The sequence below is a fragment of the Streptomyces sp. NPDC003027 genome (assembly GCF_053591435.1).
The window spans coordinates 78746-93159 of the sequence record NZ_JBSFTU010000011.1 but is presented as its reverse complement, the minus strand read 5'-3'; the positions used below and the strand labels follow the sequence as shown (position 1 = coordinate 93159).

General features: G+C 72.0%; 12 protein-coding genes and 1 tRNA gene. 9 read left to right on the top strand and 4 right to left on the bottom strand.

The genetic code is table 11. The features are described from left to right. Positions 1 to 48 precede the first annotated feature (48 nt). The 5 genes from ACWDX6_RS11330 (at position 49) to ACWDX6_RS11310 (ending at position 6030) form a co-directional block, all read left to right on the top strand. Complete coding sequence (locus ACWDX6_RS11330; RefSeq protein ID WP_451484687.1) at positions 49 to 1335, top strand: FAD-dependent monooxygenase; 1287 nt, start codon at positions 49 to 51, stop codon at positions 1333 to 1335. A gap of 159 nt (positions 1336 to 1494) precedes the next feature. Beyond that, a complete protein-coding gene (locus ACWDX6_RS11325) occupies positions 1495 to 1995 on the top strand; it encodes a hypothetical protein (RefSeq protein WP_451484686.1) in 501 nt (166 codons plus the stop codon). Between the two features lie 343 nt (positions 1996 to 2338). Then, positions 2339 to 3514 carry an NAD(P)-binding protein gene (locus tag ACWDX6_RS11320; RefSeq protein WP_451484685.1) on the top strand — a complete coding sequence of 392 codons (1176 nt, stop codon included), beginning with the start codon at positions 2339 to 2341 and terminating at the stop codon, positions 3512 to 3514. 81 nt (positions 3515 to 3595) lie between these two features. Then, positions 3596 to 4621, top strand: coding sequence for a zinc-binding dehydrogenase (locus tag ACWDX6_RS11315; protein ID WP_451484684.1), 1026 nt, complete (start codon positions 3596 to 3598; stop codon positions 4619 to 4621). Between the two features lie 656 nt (positions 4622 to 5277). Continuing rightward, the gene (locus ACWDX6_RS11310; RefSeq protein ID WP_451484683.1) at positions 5278 to 6030 is read left to right on the top strand and encodes a DUF6879 family protein; all 753 of its coding nucleotides are present in this window, start codon (positions 5278 to 5280) and stop codon (positions 6028 to 6030) included. 252 nt (positions 6031 to 6282) lie between these two features. Here ACWDX6_RS11310 and ACWDX6_RS11305 read toward each other — a convergent pair whose 3' ends face one another. Both ACWDX6_RS11305 and ACWDX6_RS11300 read right to left on the bottom strand, forming a co-directional pair. After that, positions 6283 to 6759, bottom strand: coding sequence for an N-acetyltransferase family protein (locus ACWDX6_RS11305; RefSeq protein ID WP_451484682.1), 477 nt, complete (start codon positions 6757 to 6759; stop codon positions 6283 to 6285). Between the two features lie 18 nt (positions 6760 to 6777). Beyond that, complete coding sequence (locus ACWDX6_RS11300) at positions 6778 to 7686, bottom strand: aminoglycoside phosphotransferase family protein (protein ID WP_451484681.1); 909 nt, start codon at positions 7684 to 7686, stop codon at positions 6778 to 6780. A gap of 200 nt (positions 7687 to 7886) precedes the next feature. Here ACWDX6_RS11300 and ACWDX6_RS11295 point away from each other — a divergent pair, with 200 nt between their 5' ends. Next, positions 7887 to 9278, top strand: coding sequence for an NAD(P)/FAD-dependent oxidoreductase (locus ACWDX6_RS11295; RefSeq protein ID WP_451484680.1), 1392 nt, complete (start codon positions 7887 to 7889; stop codon positions 9276 to 9278). Between the two features lie 55 nt (positions 9279 to 9333). On the opposite strand, the gene ACWDX6_RS11290 is transcribed toward ACWDX6_RS11295, so the two are convergent. Then, positions 9334 to 9408 (bottom strand) — tRNA-Thr (locus ACWDX6_RS11290). Positions 9409 to 9834: 426 nt separating this feature from the next. Here ACWDX6_RS11290 and ACWDX6_RS11285 point away from each other — a divergent pair. The 3 genes from ACWDX6_RS11285 to ACWDX6_RS11275 all read left to right on the top strand — a co-directional run bounded on the left by ACWDX6_RS11285 (position 9835) and on the right by ACWDX6_RS11275 (position 12345). Further along, a complete protein-coding gene (locus ACWDX6_RS11285; protein ID WP_451484679.1) occupies positions 9835 to 10932 on the top strand; it encodes an ABC transporter ATP-binding protein in 1098 nt (365 codons plus the stop codon). Between the two features lie 229 nt (positions 10933 to 11161). Further along, positions 11162 to 11575 (top strand): hypothetical protein, encoded by a 414-nt coding sequence (locus ACWDX6_RS11280; protein ID WP_451484678.1) that lies wholly within the window; start codon positions 11162 to 11164, stop codon positions 11573 to 11575. 53 nt (positions 11576 to 11628) lie between these two features. Beyond that, entirely contained in the window at positions 11629 to 12345 is a 717-nt protein-coding gene (locus ACWDX6_RS11275) for a nucleotidyltransferase family protein (RefSeq protein WP_451484677.1), read from the top strand. Positions 12346 to 12673: 328 nt separating this feature from the next. Here ACWDX6_RS11275 and ACWDX6_RS11270 read toward each other — a convergent pair whose 3' ends face one another. Then, positions 12674 to 14272, bottom strand: a complete 1599-nt coding sequence (locus tag ACWDX6_RS11270) for a DoxX family membrane protein (RefSeq protein WP_451484676.1) — start codon at positions 14270 to 14272, stop codon at positions 12674 to 12676. Positions 14273 to 14414 lie beyond the last annotated feature (142 nt).

Genomic DNA, 14414 nt, shown 5'->3' with positions numbered 1-14414 from the left:
ACGCTTCGCAACCATTCCATCACAAAGCGTGAGATAGCGGGAGCGTGCGTGAAGATCGCCTGCGTCGGCGGTGGGCCCGCCGGCCTGTACTTCTCGATCCTGATGAAGCGGCAGGACCCGTCCCACGACATCACGGTCTACGAACGCAACCCGGCCGGCTCCACCTACGGCTGGGGCGTCACCTACTGGGCCGGGCTCCTCGACAAGCTCCGGGCCGGCGACCCTGAGTCCGCCGACGCCATCGGCGAGGCGTCCGTGCGCTGGACCGACGGCGTCGCCATCGTCCGCGACGAACGCACGGTCCACCGCGGCGACGAGGGCTTCGGCATCGGCCGCCGCCGCATGCTCACCCTCCTCGCCGAACGGGCCGAAGCCCTGGGCGTACGGCTCGAGTTCGAGCACGCCATCCCCGGCGAGGACGCCCCGGAACTCGCCGGCGCCGACCTGGTCGTCGCCGCCGACGGGGTCAACAGCGTGCTGCGCGAGGCCCACGGCGACCACTTCGGCGCCGCGGTGACCACCGGCCGCAATCCGTACATCTGGCTCGGCACCACCAAGGTCTTCGACTCCTTCAGCTTCGCCTTCAAGGAGACCGAGCACGGCTGGATCTGGTGCTACGCCTACGGTTTCAGCGGCGAGCGGTCCACGTGTGTCGTCGAATGCTCCCCGGAGACATGGGCCGGTCTCGGCCTCGGCACGCGAGGCGAGGCCGAAAGCCTGAACCTGCTGGAGAAGCTCTTCCACGACCTCCTCGACGGTCATCCGCTGATCGGCCGGTCGCAGGGCGACGACGCCGCGCGGTGGCTGCACTTCCGCACCCTGACCAACCGCACCTGGCACCGGGGCAACGTGGTCCTGCTCGGCGACGCCGCCCACACCACCCACTACTCCATCGGCGCGGGCACCACCCTGGCCCTGGAGGACGCCCTCGCCCTCGCGGACGCCCTGCGCGGGGCCCCGGGGGCGGGGGCCGGGGCGGGGGCCGGCCGGGACCTCGACGAGGCGCTGAGCCGTTACGGCCGGCGGCGGCGCGCGGAGCTCCTGCCGGCCCAGAGCGCGGCGCGCTACAGCGCCCGGTGGTACGAGAACCTCCCCCGCTACATGCGCCTGGAGCCGGCCCGGATGTTCGCGCTGCTCGGCCAGCGGCACTCTCCCCTGCTCCCGTACGTCCCGCCCCAGCTCTACTACCGGATCGACAAGGCGGCCGACCAGCTGGAAGGGCTGCGCCGCCTCAAGCGCTGGCTGGGCCCCCGCCTCGCCCGCACCGTCCAAGCCCGAACGGCCCGGCCCCGGACGGCGAGCCGCGCCCGTACCGGGACGCGCGCGGGCGCCTGACGGCAGAGGGAACCCGGCACCCGAACCCGGCACCCGGACCTGGGGCCCGGCCCCGCAAACGGACCCCTGACGGCACCGGCCCCGTACGCGCGCCCGCCCCGCGCGCCGGTCCCCGCCACGGCCGGCCCGTCGTCTCCCCCGGCGTGGGACCATCGACCCGTGCTCGACATCGGCTACTCCCTCTCCCGTCGCTTCCCCGACCCCCCGCAGACCGACTACCGCCGCGCGGACGTCCACGCCCTGCGCCACGACCTCTTCTGCGGGGACGTCTACCTCGCCGACCCCAAGGCCGACCGCGAGCTGTCCACAGCCTGGGGATGGGTGCCGGTGCTCGACTTCGCCTGGGCGCTGTGCGACATCGTCGAGCAGCTCGACCGCGACCCGCGCGGCAACCGGTCCGCGCGCCCCCAGTACGCCGAGCTCGACTTCACCGAGTCCTCCGACCGCATGCTCTTCGAGCGCCGCTTCGGCTGGGTGGACGTCGAGGCCGACTGGATGCCCGGCGACGAACCGCCGCTCACCTTCAACCACCGCGAGCTGCGCCGCGAGGCCCGCGACTTCCTGCACGACCTGATCGCCGACCTCACCGACATGCACGAGGGTCTCGGCGACAACCCCGCGATCTGGGATCTCCAGGCCCGCTTCCCCCGCGTCCCCTGACACCCGCGCGGGGCCACGGAGTGTCTTCCCGCCGCGCACCACGACCCTCTCCAGGACCGCCCCGCGCAGCCGCGTCCCCCCGAGCCGCGCGTCCAGGATCTCCCCATCGCGCAGCGACGCCCCGCCAGATCCGTCCCCACCCCCGTATCCCGCCCCCCGTATCCCGCTCAGCACACAGTCCAGCACCCGCGCCGCCGTCAGCCGCCGCACGGCGGCCACCGCCTTCTTGCCGCTCCGTGTCGCCATGCCCCCCATAGTGACGTGCGCCACTGACAACGCCCCGATGTCACGCCCCGCACCCCCGCGTCCGTCCCCTCCGTGAGACCGACCCAGGGAGCGTCACATGCAGCGGAACAGGCAGCACATCACCGTCGTCGGCGGCGGATTCGCCGGACTCACCGCGGCCCTCACCGCCGCCGAGGCGGGGACCAAGGTCACCCTCCATGAGGCCCACGAAACCCTCGGCGGCCGCGCCCGCACCGCCGAAGGGCCGTACCGCACCAACGAGGGCCCCCACGCCCTCTACAACGGCGGCCCCCACTGGAGCTGGCTCCGGCAGCGCGGACTCCTCGGACCACTCGCGCCTCTCCCGCCGCTGGAGGCCGTCCGGTTCCGCTTCCACCGCGACGGCACCCTGCGCCGCACCCCGCCCCTCGGCTTCCTGCGCCACACCCTCCGTACGGCCGAACAGGCCCCCGTCGACCTCGACTTCCGCACCTGGGCCACCCGGGCCTCCGGCCACCGGGCCGCCCGCGACGCCGCCGCGTACGCCGGGGTCGCCCTCTTCCACCACGACCCCAGCTCGCTCTCCGCGCGCTTCGTCCAGGAACGGCTCCACCGGGCCGCCGCACTGCCTCCCGAGGCCCGCTACATCCGCGGCGGCTGGGGAGAGCTGATCGACCGGATGGCCGCCCGGGCCTGGGACCTCGGCGTACGGATCGAGACCTCGTCCCGCCTCGACGCGCTGCCGCTCGCCGACGGTCCGGTCATCGTCGCCACCTCCCTCGCCGCGGCCGCCCGCCTCCTGGGCGATCCCGGCCTGACGTGGGAGAGCGGCCGCACGGTCCTCCTCGACCTGGCGCTGCGCCGCCGCCCGGGAGACCCGTTCGTCATCTCCGACCTGGACGCCCCCGGCTGGATCGAACGCTTCACCGCGCAGGACCCGTCCCTCGCCCCGGCCGGCGAAGAGCTGATCCAGGCCCAACTGCCCATCGGCCCGGGCCGGCCCAAGGCCGACGGCGTCGCCCACGCGGAACGCCTGCTCGACCTCGGGTTCCCCGGCTGGCGCGACCGTACGGTCTGGCGCCGCGAAGCCGTCTCCCACGGCCGTACGGGGGCGGTCGACCGGCCCGGCACCACCTGGCGCGACCGCCCCGCGATCGACCGCGGCGACGGCGTCTACCTCGTCGGCGACCAGGTCGCGGCGCCCGGCGTGCTCTCGGAGGTCTCCTTCACCAGCGCCGTCGAAGCCGTGTCGCTGGCCCTGCGCGCCAACCGCCTTGACCTCAAGCGCGCTTGAGGTTGAAAGCTGGGCTCACCGAACGATCACCGCGCCGAAACGATCAGCCGCCGAACGGTCACGCGACCCGGGGAGCCCGCCATGCACGCCATCCGCCTCCACGCCTTCGGCCCCGCCGAGAACCTGACGTACGAGGAGGTCCCCGACCCCGTCCCGGGCCCCGGCCAGGTGCGTGTCGCCGTCACCGCGGCCGGCGTCCACCTCCTCGACACGGCCCTTCGCATGGGGCAGACCGGACCGTTCCCCGCCCCCGCCGAACTCCCCACGATCCCCGGCCGCGAGGTCGCCGGCACCGTGGACGCGCTCGGCGAGGGCACCGACCCGGCCTGGCTCGGCAAGCGGGTCGTCGCCCACCTCGGCCTCGCCCCCGGAGGCTACGCCGAACTCGCCGTCGTCGACGCCGCCAGGCTCCACGAACTCCCCGACACCCTCGGTGACGCCGAAGCCGTCGCCATGATCGGCACCGGCCGCACCACCCTCGGCATCCTCCAGTTCACCGAGCTCGGTCCCGACTCGGTCGCCGTCGTCCCAGCGGCCGCCGGGGGCATCGGCACGCTCCTCGTCCAGTACGCGAAGAACGCCGGCGCCACCGTCATCGGACTCGCGGGCGGCCCCGAGAAGGTCGCCCTCGTCCGGGGCAACGGCGCGGACCTGGCCGTCGACTACACGCTCCCCCACTGGCCCGACGAGGTGCGCGCCTTCCTCGGCACCCTCCCCCGGACTCCCTCCGGGGAGACCCGTACGGCCACCGTCGTCTTCGACTCCGTCGGAGGAGACACCGGCCGCGCCGCCGTCGACCTCCTCGGCAAGGGCGGCCAACACCTGGTCTTCGGCTGGTCCGGCGGCGGCCTCCACGACGGCGGACCCCTCACCTTCACCGAGGAGGAGCTCACCACCCGGGGCATCACCTCCGAGAGCGTCCTCGGCCCGGTCATGCTCCAGAAGGCCGGCGGTGACATCCGCGACCTCGAACTCGCCTCCCTCGCCGCCGCCACGGCGGGCCACCTCCGCCCGGCCGTCCACCCCTTCCCCCTCGCCGAGGCGCCCGCCGCCCACCGGGCCCTGGAGACGCGCGGCACGGTCGGCAAGGTGGTCCTGATCCCGTAGGCGCATCGCGCTATCGACGGGCCTCTCCTCCGACCGATGACCTGGCGAAACGCTCTCCCGGGCACGTGACGGAGAGCCGCCTGACCCCTTTGGCGACCGCCGACGAAGACAACTGACCCTCGGCAAGGGGTTCCGAGGGTCAGCCGGACAGCTCTGCTCAGGCGTCGTCGCGGAGGGCCAGCCTCATGATCACGGCCCACAGTGCCTTAACTGCGAGTGCGACCGCGAACCGCGAGGCCAGTTCCTTGATCCATGACTCCTTATCCTTCGCGGCCATCTTGCAACCTCCTTATCCGGGCGTACGGCGAGCCGACGACTCACCGCCAAGGCGGTAGGGGGCCACCGCCTCGCAGGAGTAGAGAGACCGGCCCCGGCGGGACCCCCTTTGTCCACGCCGGGGCCGGGCCCCCCTATGCGCCCGGATGTGTGAGGTGCATGGATCGAGGTTATCCGGAGGCGTTCGCCAACTCCACTGTTTGGTAAAGCAGTTGCTTGCCCACCTGTCCGCAGCCAGCGATCTGGAGCACTGGGCCAGTCGCCGCAGGTCGGCCCCCGGCGAATCGCGAATATTCAAGAATCACGGCGGACAGAACGTCATCGGCGGCTCCATCCTGGACGCGGCCCGACCGGGTCATCCGGGCGAAAGGGGAACGACGTTGGCAAGGCGACTTCGCTTCATCGGCACCAACTCCGGCAACGACGGCTGTCCGACGCTCTACGAAGACCTGGACACGGGGGAGGTCCTGGTCCAGGGAGACGCTGTGACCGACCCCGAAGACGTGGCTCAGCTCCGCAACGTAAAGCCCGGCGAGGGGTTCGTGATGGTGCCCCGTGTGCTCCTGGCCGACTTCGCCCCGAGGGATGTGGACCGGGTGCCGACGATGATCAGCTTCGAAGAGTTCGGCGGGATGTTCCGCACCTTCGAGCACACCGCCTGGCGGCTGGAGACCCGCCGCCGGTACGCGTCGGACGAGGAGACGGAGACGTACATCCGGTTCGCCCGGGGCGAGGATGCCGGATGGGACCTGGATGACCCGTGGTGCGCGTCCCGGCGCGAGCAGTCCGCCCTCGGCAAGCGGTTCGAGCGCGTACGCATCGTGGACAACCCGCCGACCCTCGGACAGCGGTACCTCCTGGACAACGCCCGGCGCAACAGCGCCGTGGGAGAGGACATCCGCAACCTGTGGCGGAGCGACGCCGAACGGCTGAAGCTCCCCGACGAGGACTTCTGGCTGTTCGACTCGCGCGTCATCGCACGGCTTCACTTCGACGAGGGCGACGACATGACCGGCGTCGAACTCGTCACGGATCCCGTGGAGGTCCTGCGCGCCTGCCAGGTCCGCGACGCGGCATGGCACCACGCGGTCCCGTACGACCAGTTCGACCGCCAGGTACCTTCCACCGAGTGAGCGCCGGCTTCCAACAGGCCCGGGCGGCCCTCGGCGCGCGGCACAACTGCCGCGTTCGCTCTGCGGTGCTTACGGATCGTTACGATCTCAGCTCGGCGTCGTCGGCCGCCAGGTCTTACGGGCACCGAGAAATGCCGTCACAAGCGCCATCACAGCGAAGAAGACGATCAAGAAGGGGCTCTTGCAACTGGCGGCAGTCACAAGCATGAACAGACAGACGTGGTGGTGGCCCCGTAAGAACCCCAAGACGCCCTACGCGCCCGCCCCCAGCCTGTCGAGAGCCTCGTCCGTCAGCCGGTACACCGTCCACTCGTCCTGCGGCTTCGCGCCCAGCGACTTGTAGAAGTTGATCGACGGGGTGTTCCAGTCCAGGACCGACCACTCCAGGCGCTCGTACCCACGCTCCACACAGATCCGCGCCAGCTCCCGCAGCAGCGCCTTCCCGTACCCGCCGCCCCGCAGCGACGGCCGCACATACAGGTCCTCCAGATAGATCCCGTGCACCCCGCGCCACGTCGAGAAGTTCAGGAACCACAGCGCGAAGCCCGCCACCTCGCCCTCGTCCGTCTCCGCGATGTGGGCGAACGCCGCGGGGCGCTCGCCGAACAGCGCCTCGCGCAGCTGGTCCTCGCTCGCGCGCGCCTCGTCGAGCGCCTTCTCGTACTCGGCGAGCTCACGGACCATCGCGTGGATGACGGGGACATCGGCAGGAGTGGCAGTACGAATCATGCGCTCAGCCTGCACCGGTCAGCGCGTGCGCGCCAAGAGCGTCCGGGCGATGGACACCTGTTCCTCGTCCAGCTCCGGCTCCCCGTCCTCCACGTCCCACAGCCCGTTCTGCAGCACCCGTCCCAGCGTCCAGGCCGCCGCCCGCCCCCGGTCGAGCCCCAGGACCTCCGTCATCAGGTCGAAACGCCACAGCGTCTCCGCCGGATCCGGATCGAAGGCGCTCGTCAGCGCGGGCAGCAGATCGAACCCCGGGTCGCCGGCCAGCGGCTTCGGGTCGATCGCCAGCCACGGCTCCCGGTCGGCCGCCAGGATGTTGTCGCTGTGCAGGTCCCAGTGGAGCAGTCGGTCGCCGGGCTCACCCATGACCTCCCCTACCGCCGCCGCGCAGTCCCGCAGCAGCCGCGCGTCCTCCGCCCCGAGCCGCGCCGCCGCCCCCGGTACGTCCGCCAGCATCCGCGCGGCGATGTCACCGAGCCGGCGCACGCCCTCCGGCGCGGGCACCGCCACGAGCCGGGCGAGCACGTCCGCCAGGATCCGCGTCACCTCCCGCGTGTCCTCCACCGTCGACAGATGCCGGCTCTCGTCCAGCCGCTCCAGAAGCAGCGTCCCCGTCTCCGGATCGTCGTCGAGGAGACGTACGGCCCCGGCGCCTCCCCACGCCCGCAGCGCCACCGCCTCCCCCGCGCTCTCCTCGTCCAGGAGCTGCATCTTCAGCGCGGCCCGCACACCGTCGGCCGTCCGCGTCACCGGCAGGACCAGCGACGCCACGCCGTACATCGACGGTCCGGCCGGCCGCAGCCCCCAACGGTCCAGAAAGCGCGCGGCCCGGCCGGGCAGCGCGGCGACGAACGCGCGCCCCGCGTCGCCGTTGAACCGCGCCTGGGACTCGGCGAGTTCCTCCGGTACATGGATCACATGGGAAGGCACACGGCGATGCTAGACATCGTCCGCTCCCCGGCACACGCGAATAACGGCCGCATCGCCGCGGTCGCCTCGTCCGGGAGCCGCCCGGCGGTCCTCGCAACGGGACGGCCGCCGCCGACCCCCGCCCGCGCGCCGGAAGGCCCGTATCCACAAGGCCGACGGCTCAAGTAACCTCCCGCCCACACCCCAGGGAGAAGGGCACCATGAGCAGCACGGTCAACGGCGGCATTTCATACTGGTACGCGCGGGAAGGCACCCCCGCTCCCCGCGAACCTCTGCCCGGGGACGCCACGGCCGACGTCTGCATCGTCGGCGGCGGCTACACCGGCCTGTGGACCGCCTACTACCTCAAAAAGGCCGTCCCCTTCCTCAATATCACCGTCCTCGAAGCCAAGTTCTGCGGCTACGGCGCCTCCGGACGCAACGGCGGCTGGCTCTACAACGGCATCGCCGGCCGCGACCGGTACGCCAAGCTCCACGGCCACGACGCGGCCGTCCGTCTCCAGCAGGCGATGAACGACACCGTCACCGAGGTCATCCGCGTCGCCGCCGAGGAAGGCATCGACGCCGACATCCACCAGGGGGGCGTCCTGGAGGTCGCGACCTCCCCCGCCCAGCTCGCCCGCCTCAAGGACTTCCACGCCGTCGAGATCGCCTTCGGCGAGAAGGACCGCGAACTCCTCGGCGCCCGGGAAACCGCCGACCGCGTCCGCGTCACCGGCGCCGTCGGCTCCTCCTGGACACCCCACGGCGCCCGCCTCCACCCCGTGAAGCTCGTCAAGGGCCTCGCCGCGGCCGTCGAAGCCCTCGGCGTCACCATCCACGAGTCCACCCCGGTCACCGAGATCGAGCCCAAGCACGCCATCACCCCGTACGGCACCGTCCGCGCCCCGTACGTCCTGCGCTGCACGGAAGGCTTCACCGCCTCCCTCGCCGGGCAGCGGCGCACCTGGCTCCCCATGAACTCCTCCATGATCGCCACGGAGCCCCTCACCGACGCCCAGTGGGAGACCGTCGGCTGGAACGGCCTCGAAACCCTCGGCGACATGGCCCACGCCTACATGTACGCGCAGCGCACCGCCGACGGCCGCATCGCGCTCGGCGGCCGCGGCGTCCCCTACCGCTACGCCTCCCGCACCGACAACGACGGACGCACCCAGCCCCAGACCGTCGAAGCCCTCCGCGAGATCCTCATCCGCTTCTTCCCCTCCCTCGCCGGCCTCGGCATCGCCCACGCCTGGTCCGGCGTCCTCGGCGTCCCGCGCGACTGGTGCGCCACCGTCACCCTCGACCGCTCCACCGGCCTCGGCTGGGCAGGCGGTTACGTCGGCTCCGGCGTCGCCACCGCCAACCTCGCCGCCCGTACTCTCCGCGACCTCATCCAGCAGGACTCGGGCCAGTCGGGGCCCACCGACCTGACCGCGCTGCCCTGGGTCGACCACAAGGTCCGCAAGTGGGAGCCGGAGCCCTTCCGCTGGCTCGGCGTCCAGACGATGTACGCGGCCTACCGCACGGCCGACCACCGCGAATCCACGACTCACACGGCGACGACGGACCGCCTCGCGAAGATCGCCGACCGCCTCTCGGGCCGCTGAGGGGGCCGCAACGCACAAGCGTCCCGGACCTGAGTGGTCCGGGACACGAGATTGGTGGAGCCCCCTGTCGGGATCGAACCGACGACCTACGCATTACAAGTGCGTTGCTCTTCCGCTGAGCTAAGGAGGCATCGCTCTCAACGCTCACGCGCGCGAGGCTCCACCACTCTACACAGCGTCGCGAACCCCCAGCCAAGAACTTCAAGATCACCGTAACCACCCGCCCACACGTTCGTTGACCGGACTGGAGTGCAGTTCCGATTATCGGACAGCAGGGCGGGGAGGGGCGATGACGGAGCCGGTACGTGTGGTCGGCGCCGAGGCCGAGCGCGTCAAACGGGAGGCCCTCGGCATCGCCGACCGGCGCAAGCACCAGGGCCGCGCCGCGATTCCCATGCAGCGCGGCCCTGCTCGAAAATCTCTCCGCCCCCGACTGCTGACAGATCGGACACCGCCAAGGTAGCGTCACGGGAAGTTCACTCCGATGGACTAGACCCATCCTTCCTTCCACTACGGATCGTCCGGCACGTTCCTGCCGGTGAAGGGACACACCACCATGGCTTCTGTCACGTTCGACAAGGCGACCCGGCTCTACCCGGGGTCCGACAAGCCCGCCGTCGACCAGCTCGAGATCGAGATCGAGGACGGCGAGTTCCTCGTCCTCGTCGGCCCCTCCGGCTGCGGCAAGTCCACCTCCCTGCGCATGCTCGCCGGCCTGGAGGACGTCAACGGCGGCTCCATCCGCATCGGTGACCGCGACGTCACGCACCTGCCGCCGAAGGACCGGGACATCGCCATGGTGTTCCAGAACTACGCGCTGTACCCGCACATGACCGTCGCCGACAACATGGGCTTCGCGCTCAAGATCGCCGGCGTCAACAAGGCCGAGATCCGCGCCAAGGTCGAAGAGGCCGCGAAGATCCTCGACCTCACGCCGTACCTCGACCGGAAGCCCAAGGCGCTCTCCGGTGGTCAGCGCCAGCGTGTCGCCATGGGTCGCGCCATCGTGCGTGAGCCGCAGGTCTTCCTCATGGACGAGCCGCTGTCGAACCTCGACGCCAAGCTCCGTGTCTCCACCCGTACGCAGATCGCCAGCCTCCAGCGCCGGCTCGGCATCACCACGGTGTACGTCACCCACGACCAGGTCGAGGCCCTCACCATGGGCGACCGCGTCGCCGTGCTGAAGGACGGTCTGCTCCAGCAGGTCGACTCGCCGCGGAACATGTACGACCGCCCCGCCAACCTCTTCGTCGCCGGCTTCATCGGGTCCCCCGCCATGAACCTGATCGAGGTTCCGATCACCGACGGCGGCGTGAAGTTCGGCAACAGCGTCGTCCCGGTCTCCCGCGAGGCGCTCTCCGCCGCCACCGCCAAGGGCGACACGACCGTCACCGTCGGCATCCGCCCCGAGCACTTCGACGTCTCGGGCGCCACCAGCAAGGAGGGCCTGGCCGTCTCCGTGAACGTCGTCGAGGAGCTCGGCGCCGACGGTTACGTCTACGGCTCCTCCCGCGTCGGCAGCGAGGACAAGGACCTGGTCGTCCGCGTCGGGGGCCGCGCCGTGCCGGAGAAGGGCTCCACCCTGCACGTCGTGCCCCGCGCCGACGAGCTGCACGTCTTCTCCACCTCGACGGGCGAGCGCCTCTCCGGCTGACGCCGGGACCGGCACCCCGGTCAGCCGCCGAAAGGCCCCGTCCCCGCTTGCGGGCGCGGGGCCTCTCGCGTACTCCCGCACCCCCCGCCACGGCTGGCGACAAATACCCCGGCAGACCCGCCAATTCGGGCACCCGCGTCAACACGGAATTCGAAAAGCCGCCGAGAGCCATCCCCCGCGAGAGTGACTAAATGTCGCCATGTCACTACGGGCCGCTACGCTCGCCTGCGTGAAGCACACTGCCCGCCGTATCGGCCGCTCTCTCGCCCTCGTCCTGCCCGTCGTCCTGGTGCTCTCCGGCACGCTCGCGGTGTCCGCCGTTCCGTGGGCCGGCCAGGGCTCCGGGACCCAGATGCTCACCGCATCCTCCGAGGACGTCTCCGTCCCCGCCAAGCCCCGCGCCCCGCAGGATATTCTCCGCGACCGGCTCCTCGCAGAGCTTCAGGAGAAGGATCCCGGAACGGCTCTCACCCACCTCCAGCGCGAGGTCGAGAACCGCCCGTCCCTCGCCAAGCACTGCATGTCGATCGCCCGCGCCCTCGGCCGCGCCGCCGTCCAGCACTACGGCCCCACGCGCGCCCAGTCCTACTCCCGCCCGGTCTGCGACACCTCGTTCGCGTCCGGCGTGATGTACGCCAGCTGAGCCGGCACGCCGATCGACAGTCCAGCCTCAAGAGGGACGCATATCGTTCCGGTATGCACACCACCCCGACGCAGGCCGTGGTCCTGGCGGGCGGCCAGGGCTCGCGCCTGCGCCCCTACACCGACGACCGCCCCAAGCCGATGGTCGAGATCCCGGGCACCGGGACCCCGATCATCGGCCATCAGCTGTCCTGGCTCGCCGCCGAGGGCGTCACGGACGCCGTGGTCTCCTGCGGCCATCTCGCCGAGGTGCTCCAGGAGTGGCTCGCCTCCGCCGTCCTCCCCCTGCGCGTGACGACGGTCGTCGAGACGGAGCCGCTGGGCCGCGGCGGCGGTCTGAAATACGCGGCGGCGCATCTGCCCGAGCCCGGGGAGCCCTGGTACGCCACCAACGGCGACATCTGGACCCGTTTCTCCCTGCGGGAGATGGCCGGGTTCCACGCGGAGCGCGACGCCACCGCCACCCTCGCGCTCGCCCGCCCCCGGATCCCGTGGGGTGCTGTCGAGACCGACACCTTCGGGCACATCACCGACTTCATCGAGTCGCCGCCGTCGCCGTATCTCATCAACGCGGGCGTGTACGTCTTCTCCGCGGCCTTCACGGACCTTCTGCCGGACCGGGGCGACCACGAGCGCACCACGTTCCCCCGTCTCGCCCGTGAGCGCCGTCTGGCGGGCTTCCCGCTGCCCCAGGGGGCGTACTGGCGGGCCATCGACACCGCGAAGGACCTCACGGAGGCGGCGAAGGAGCTGGCCTCCCCGGGCGCCTGACAGCCCGACAGCCTTTCCAGGGCGCCTGCCAGCCCGACCGCCGCTTCACGGCACCTGACAGCCCGACCGCCGCTTCACGGCACCTGACAGCCCGGCAGCCTGCCGGGCGCGCCTCTGACAGCCCGACTGCCTCTCCCAGGGCGCCTGGCAGGCTGCCGGGCCCCGGAGAGGACCGCCCAGGCATCCCCGGCAGCCTCACAGCCCCGATAGCCCGGAGCATGCCCCCGAGGGGCCCACGACATGTCCGGGCGCGACCTCCCCCGTACACATACAAAAGGGCGGCCCCCCGCTTCACGCGGGGGGCCGCCCTCTCCGTCTGCGCCGTACGTCAGCCCAGCAGGCCGCCGATCGGGTTGCGGTTGCCGCCCGTCGTCGAGCCGCCGTCCGTGGAGCCGCTGCCGCCGCCGGATCCTGAACCGCCCGAGCCACCGCTGCTCCCGCCCCCGGTGCTCGTCGGGCCGGAGGTGGTGGTCGGGGCCGGCCTCGACTGGCTCGGCGAGCTGTCCGTACCGCGCGTGGCGGTGGGCCGGCTCTGCTCGGCGCGGCCGGTCTCCCGTGCGGTCTGGCTCGGCGCGGCGCTCTCCTCCTTCTCCTCGCGCTCCCCGCTCGCGCCGGCGGTCTCCGACGGCTTGGGGCGGGTGGAGGCGGACTTGGACGGGCTGCGCTCGCCGGGCTCCCGCGTGAGGGGCTGGCCGGGGAGGTGGTTGATCGGGTCGTCGTTCGGGCCGGGCACCGTGACCATCTCCGTGGAGCGGACGGCTCCGCCGAGCATCGAGCCGACGAGCAGGGTCAGGCCGACGACGACGGAGGTGACGACGAGGCCCCGGCGCAGGACGCGGCGGCGCAGGTCCCACAGCTCGGAGCGGGGCCCGAGGGTCCGCCAGGCCTCGCCCGCGAGGCGGCCGTCGATGGAGTAGACGGGGGCGCCGGCGATGATCAGCGGTGACCAGGCGGCGAGGAAGATGATGTCGGCGGAGTCGTAGACCGGGACGCTCTTCCAGCTGACGGTGAGGATCAGCGCGGCGGAGAGCAGGGCGCCGATGACGGCGGCGACCCGCTGCCAGAGCCCGAGGACGGTCAGGACGCCGACGACGACCTGGAGGAAGGCGACGGTCAGGCCCGCGCCGACGGGGTGCTGGAGGGCGAAGTCGCGCAGGGGCTCGGCGAGGTCCCACGGGTGGAGCGAGTTGAGCCACTTGACCATGGAGCCGCGTTCGCCGCCGTCGAAGTAGACGGGGTCGCACAGCTTGCCCATGCCGGCGTAGATCGAGATGAAGCCGAGGAAGACGCGGAGCGGGAGCAGCACGACGCCGAGGTTCATCCGGCGCCCGGGGTAGTAGGCGTGCCGGACCGGGTCGGCGCCGTGGCGGTGCGAGCGGGCGCGGTCGTCGTCCGGGTCGGCGTCCCCTTCGTCGTACGACGGACCGTAGGGCGGCTCCTCGTACGACTCGCCCTGCGGCGGGTCGTAGGCCCCTTCGGCGCGCCGCATGGGGGGCAGCAGCGGGGGTCCGTCGGCGGCTCCGGGGACGACGGGGGTCGGCATGGTGTCGCCGATGCGCGGGATGGCCTGCGTGGCTCCGGCGTCGAGGGACGCGGGGGGTTCGAGGGTGGAGACGGAGGACTCGCGCATGGCCTGGAGCAGTCCGGTCGCGCCGGGGTCGCCCGGCGCGGACTTTCCGGTCCAGACGACGGGGCGGCGGCGGCCCGCCGCTCCCACGGCCGCGGCCGCCCCCACGGCGGCTCCCCCGCCGAGTGCGGAGAGGCGGGGGGCGGCGGCGAACTTCGACTGCTGGGCGGTCGGCGCGAGCCGCACACGGAAGCTGGCGTGGTTCACGATGACCTGCGCGGGGTCGGAATCCACTTTGACCATGCTCAGCGCGGGCTGATCGTCGAACCCCGGCCGGGGCGTTCTGGTGTCCACACTCATCTAACCGAGTGACGTGGGGTTAGGACACTGCCTTGACGGGCTCGGAATGTCCGAGACCCGTCAAGATCGCCTGGCACGGGAAAGGGCCCAGCTCAGGGAGGTGGGCCCGTTCCGGGTGTACGCCGTTCGAGGGGCGTACGGA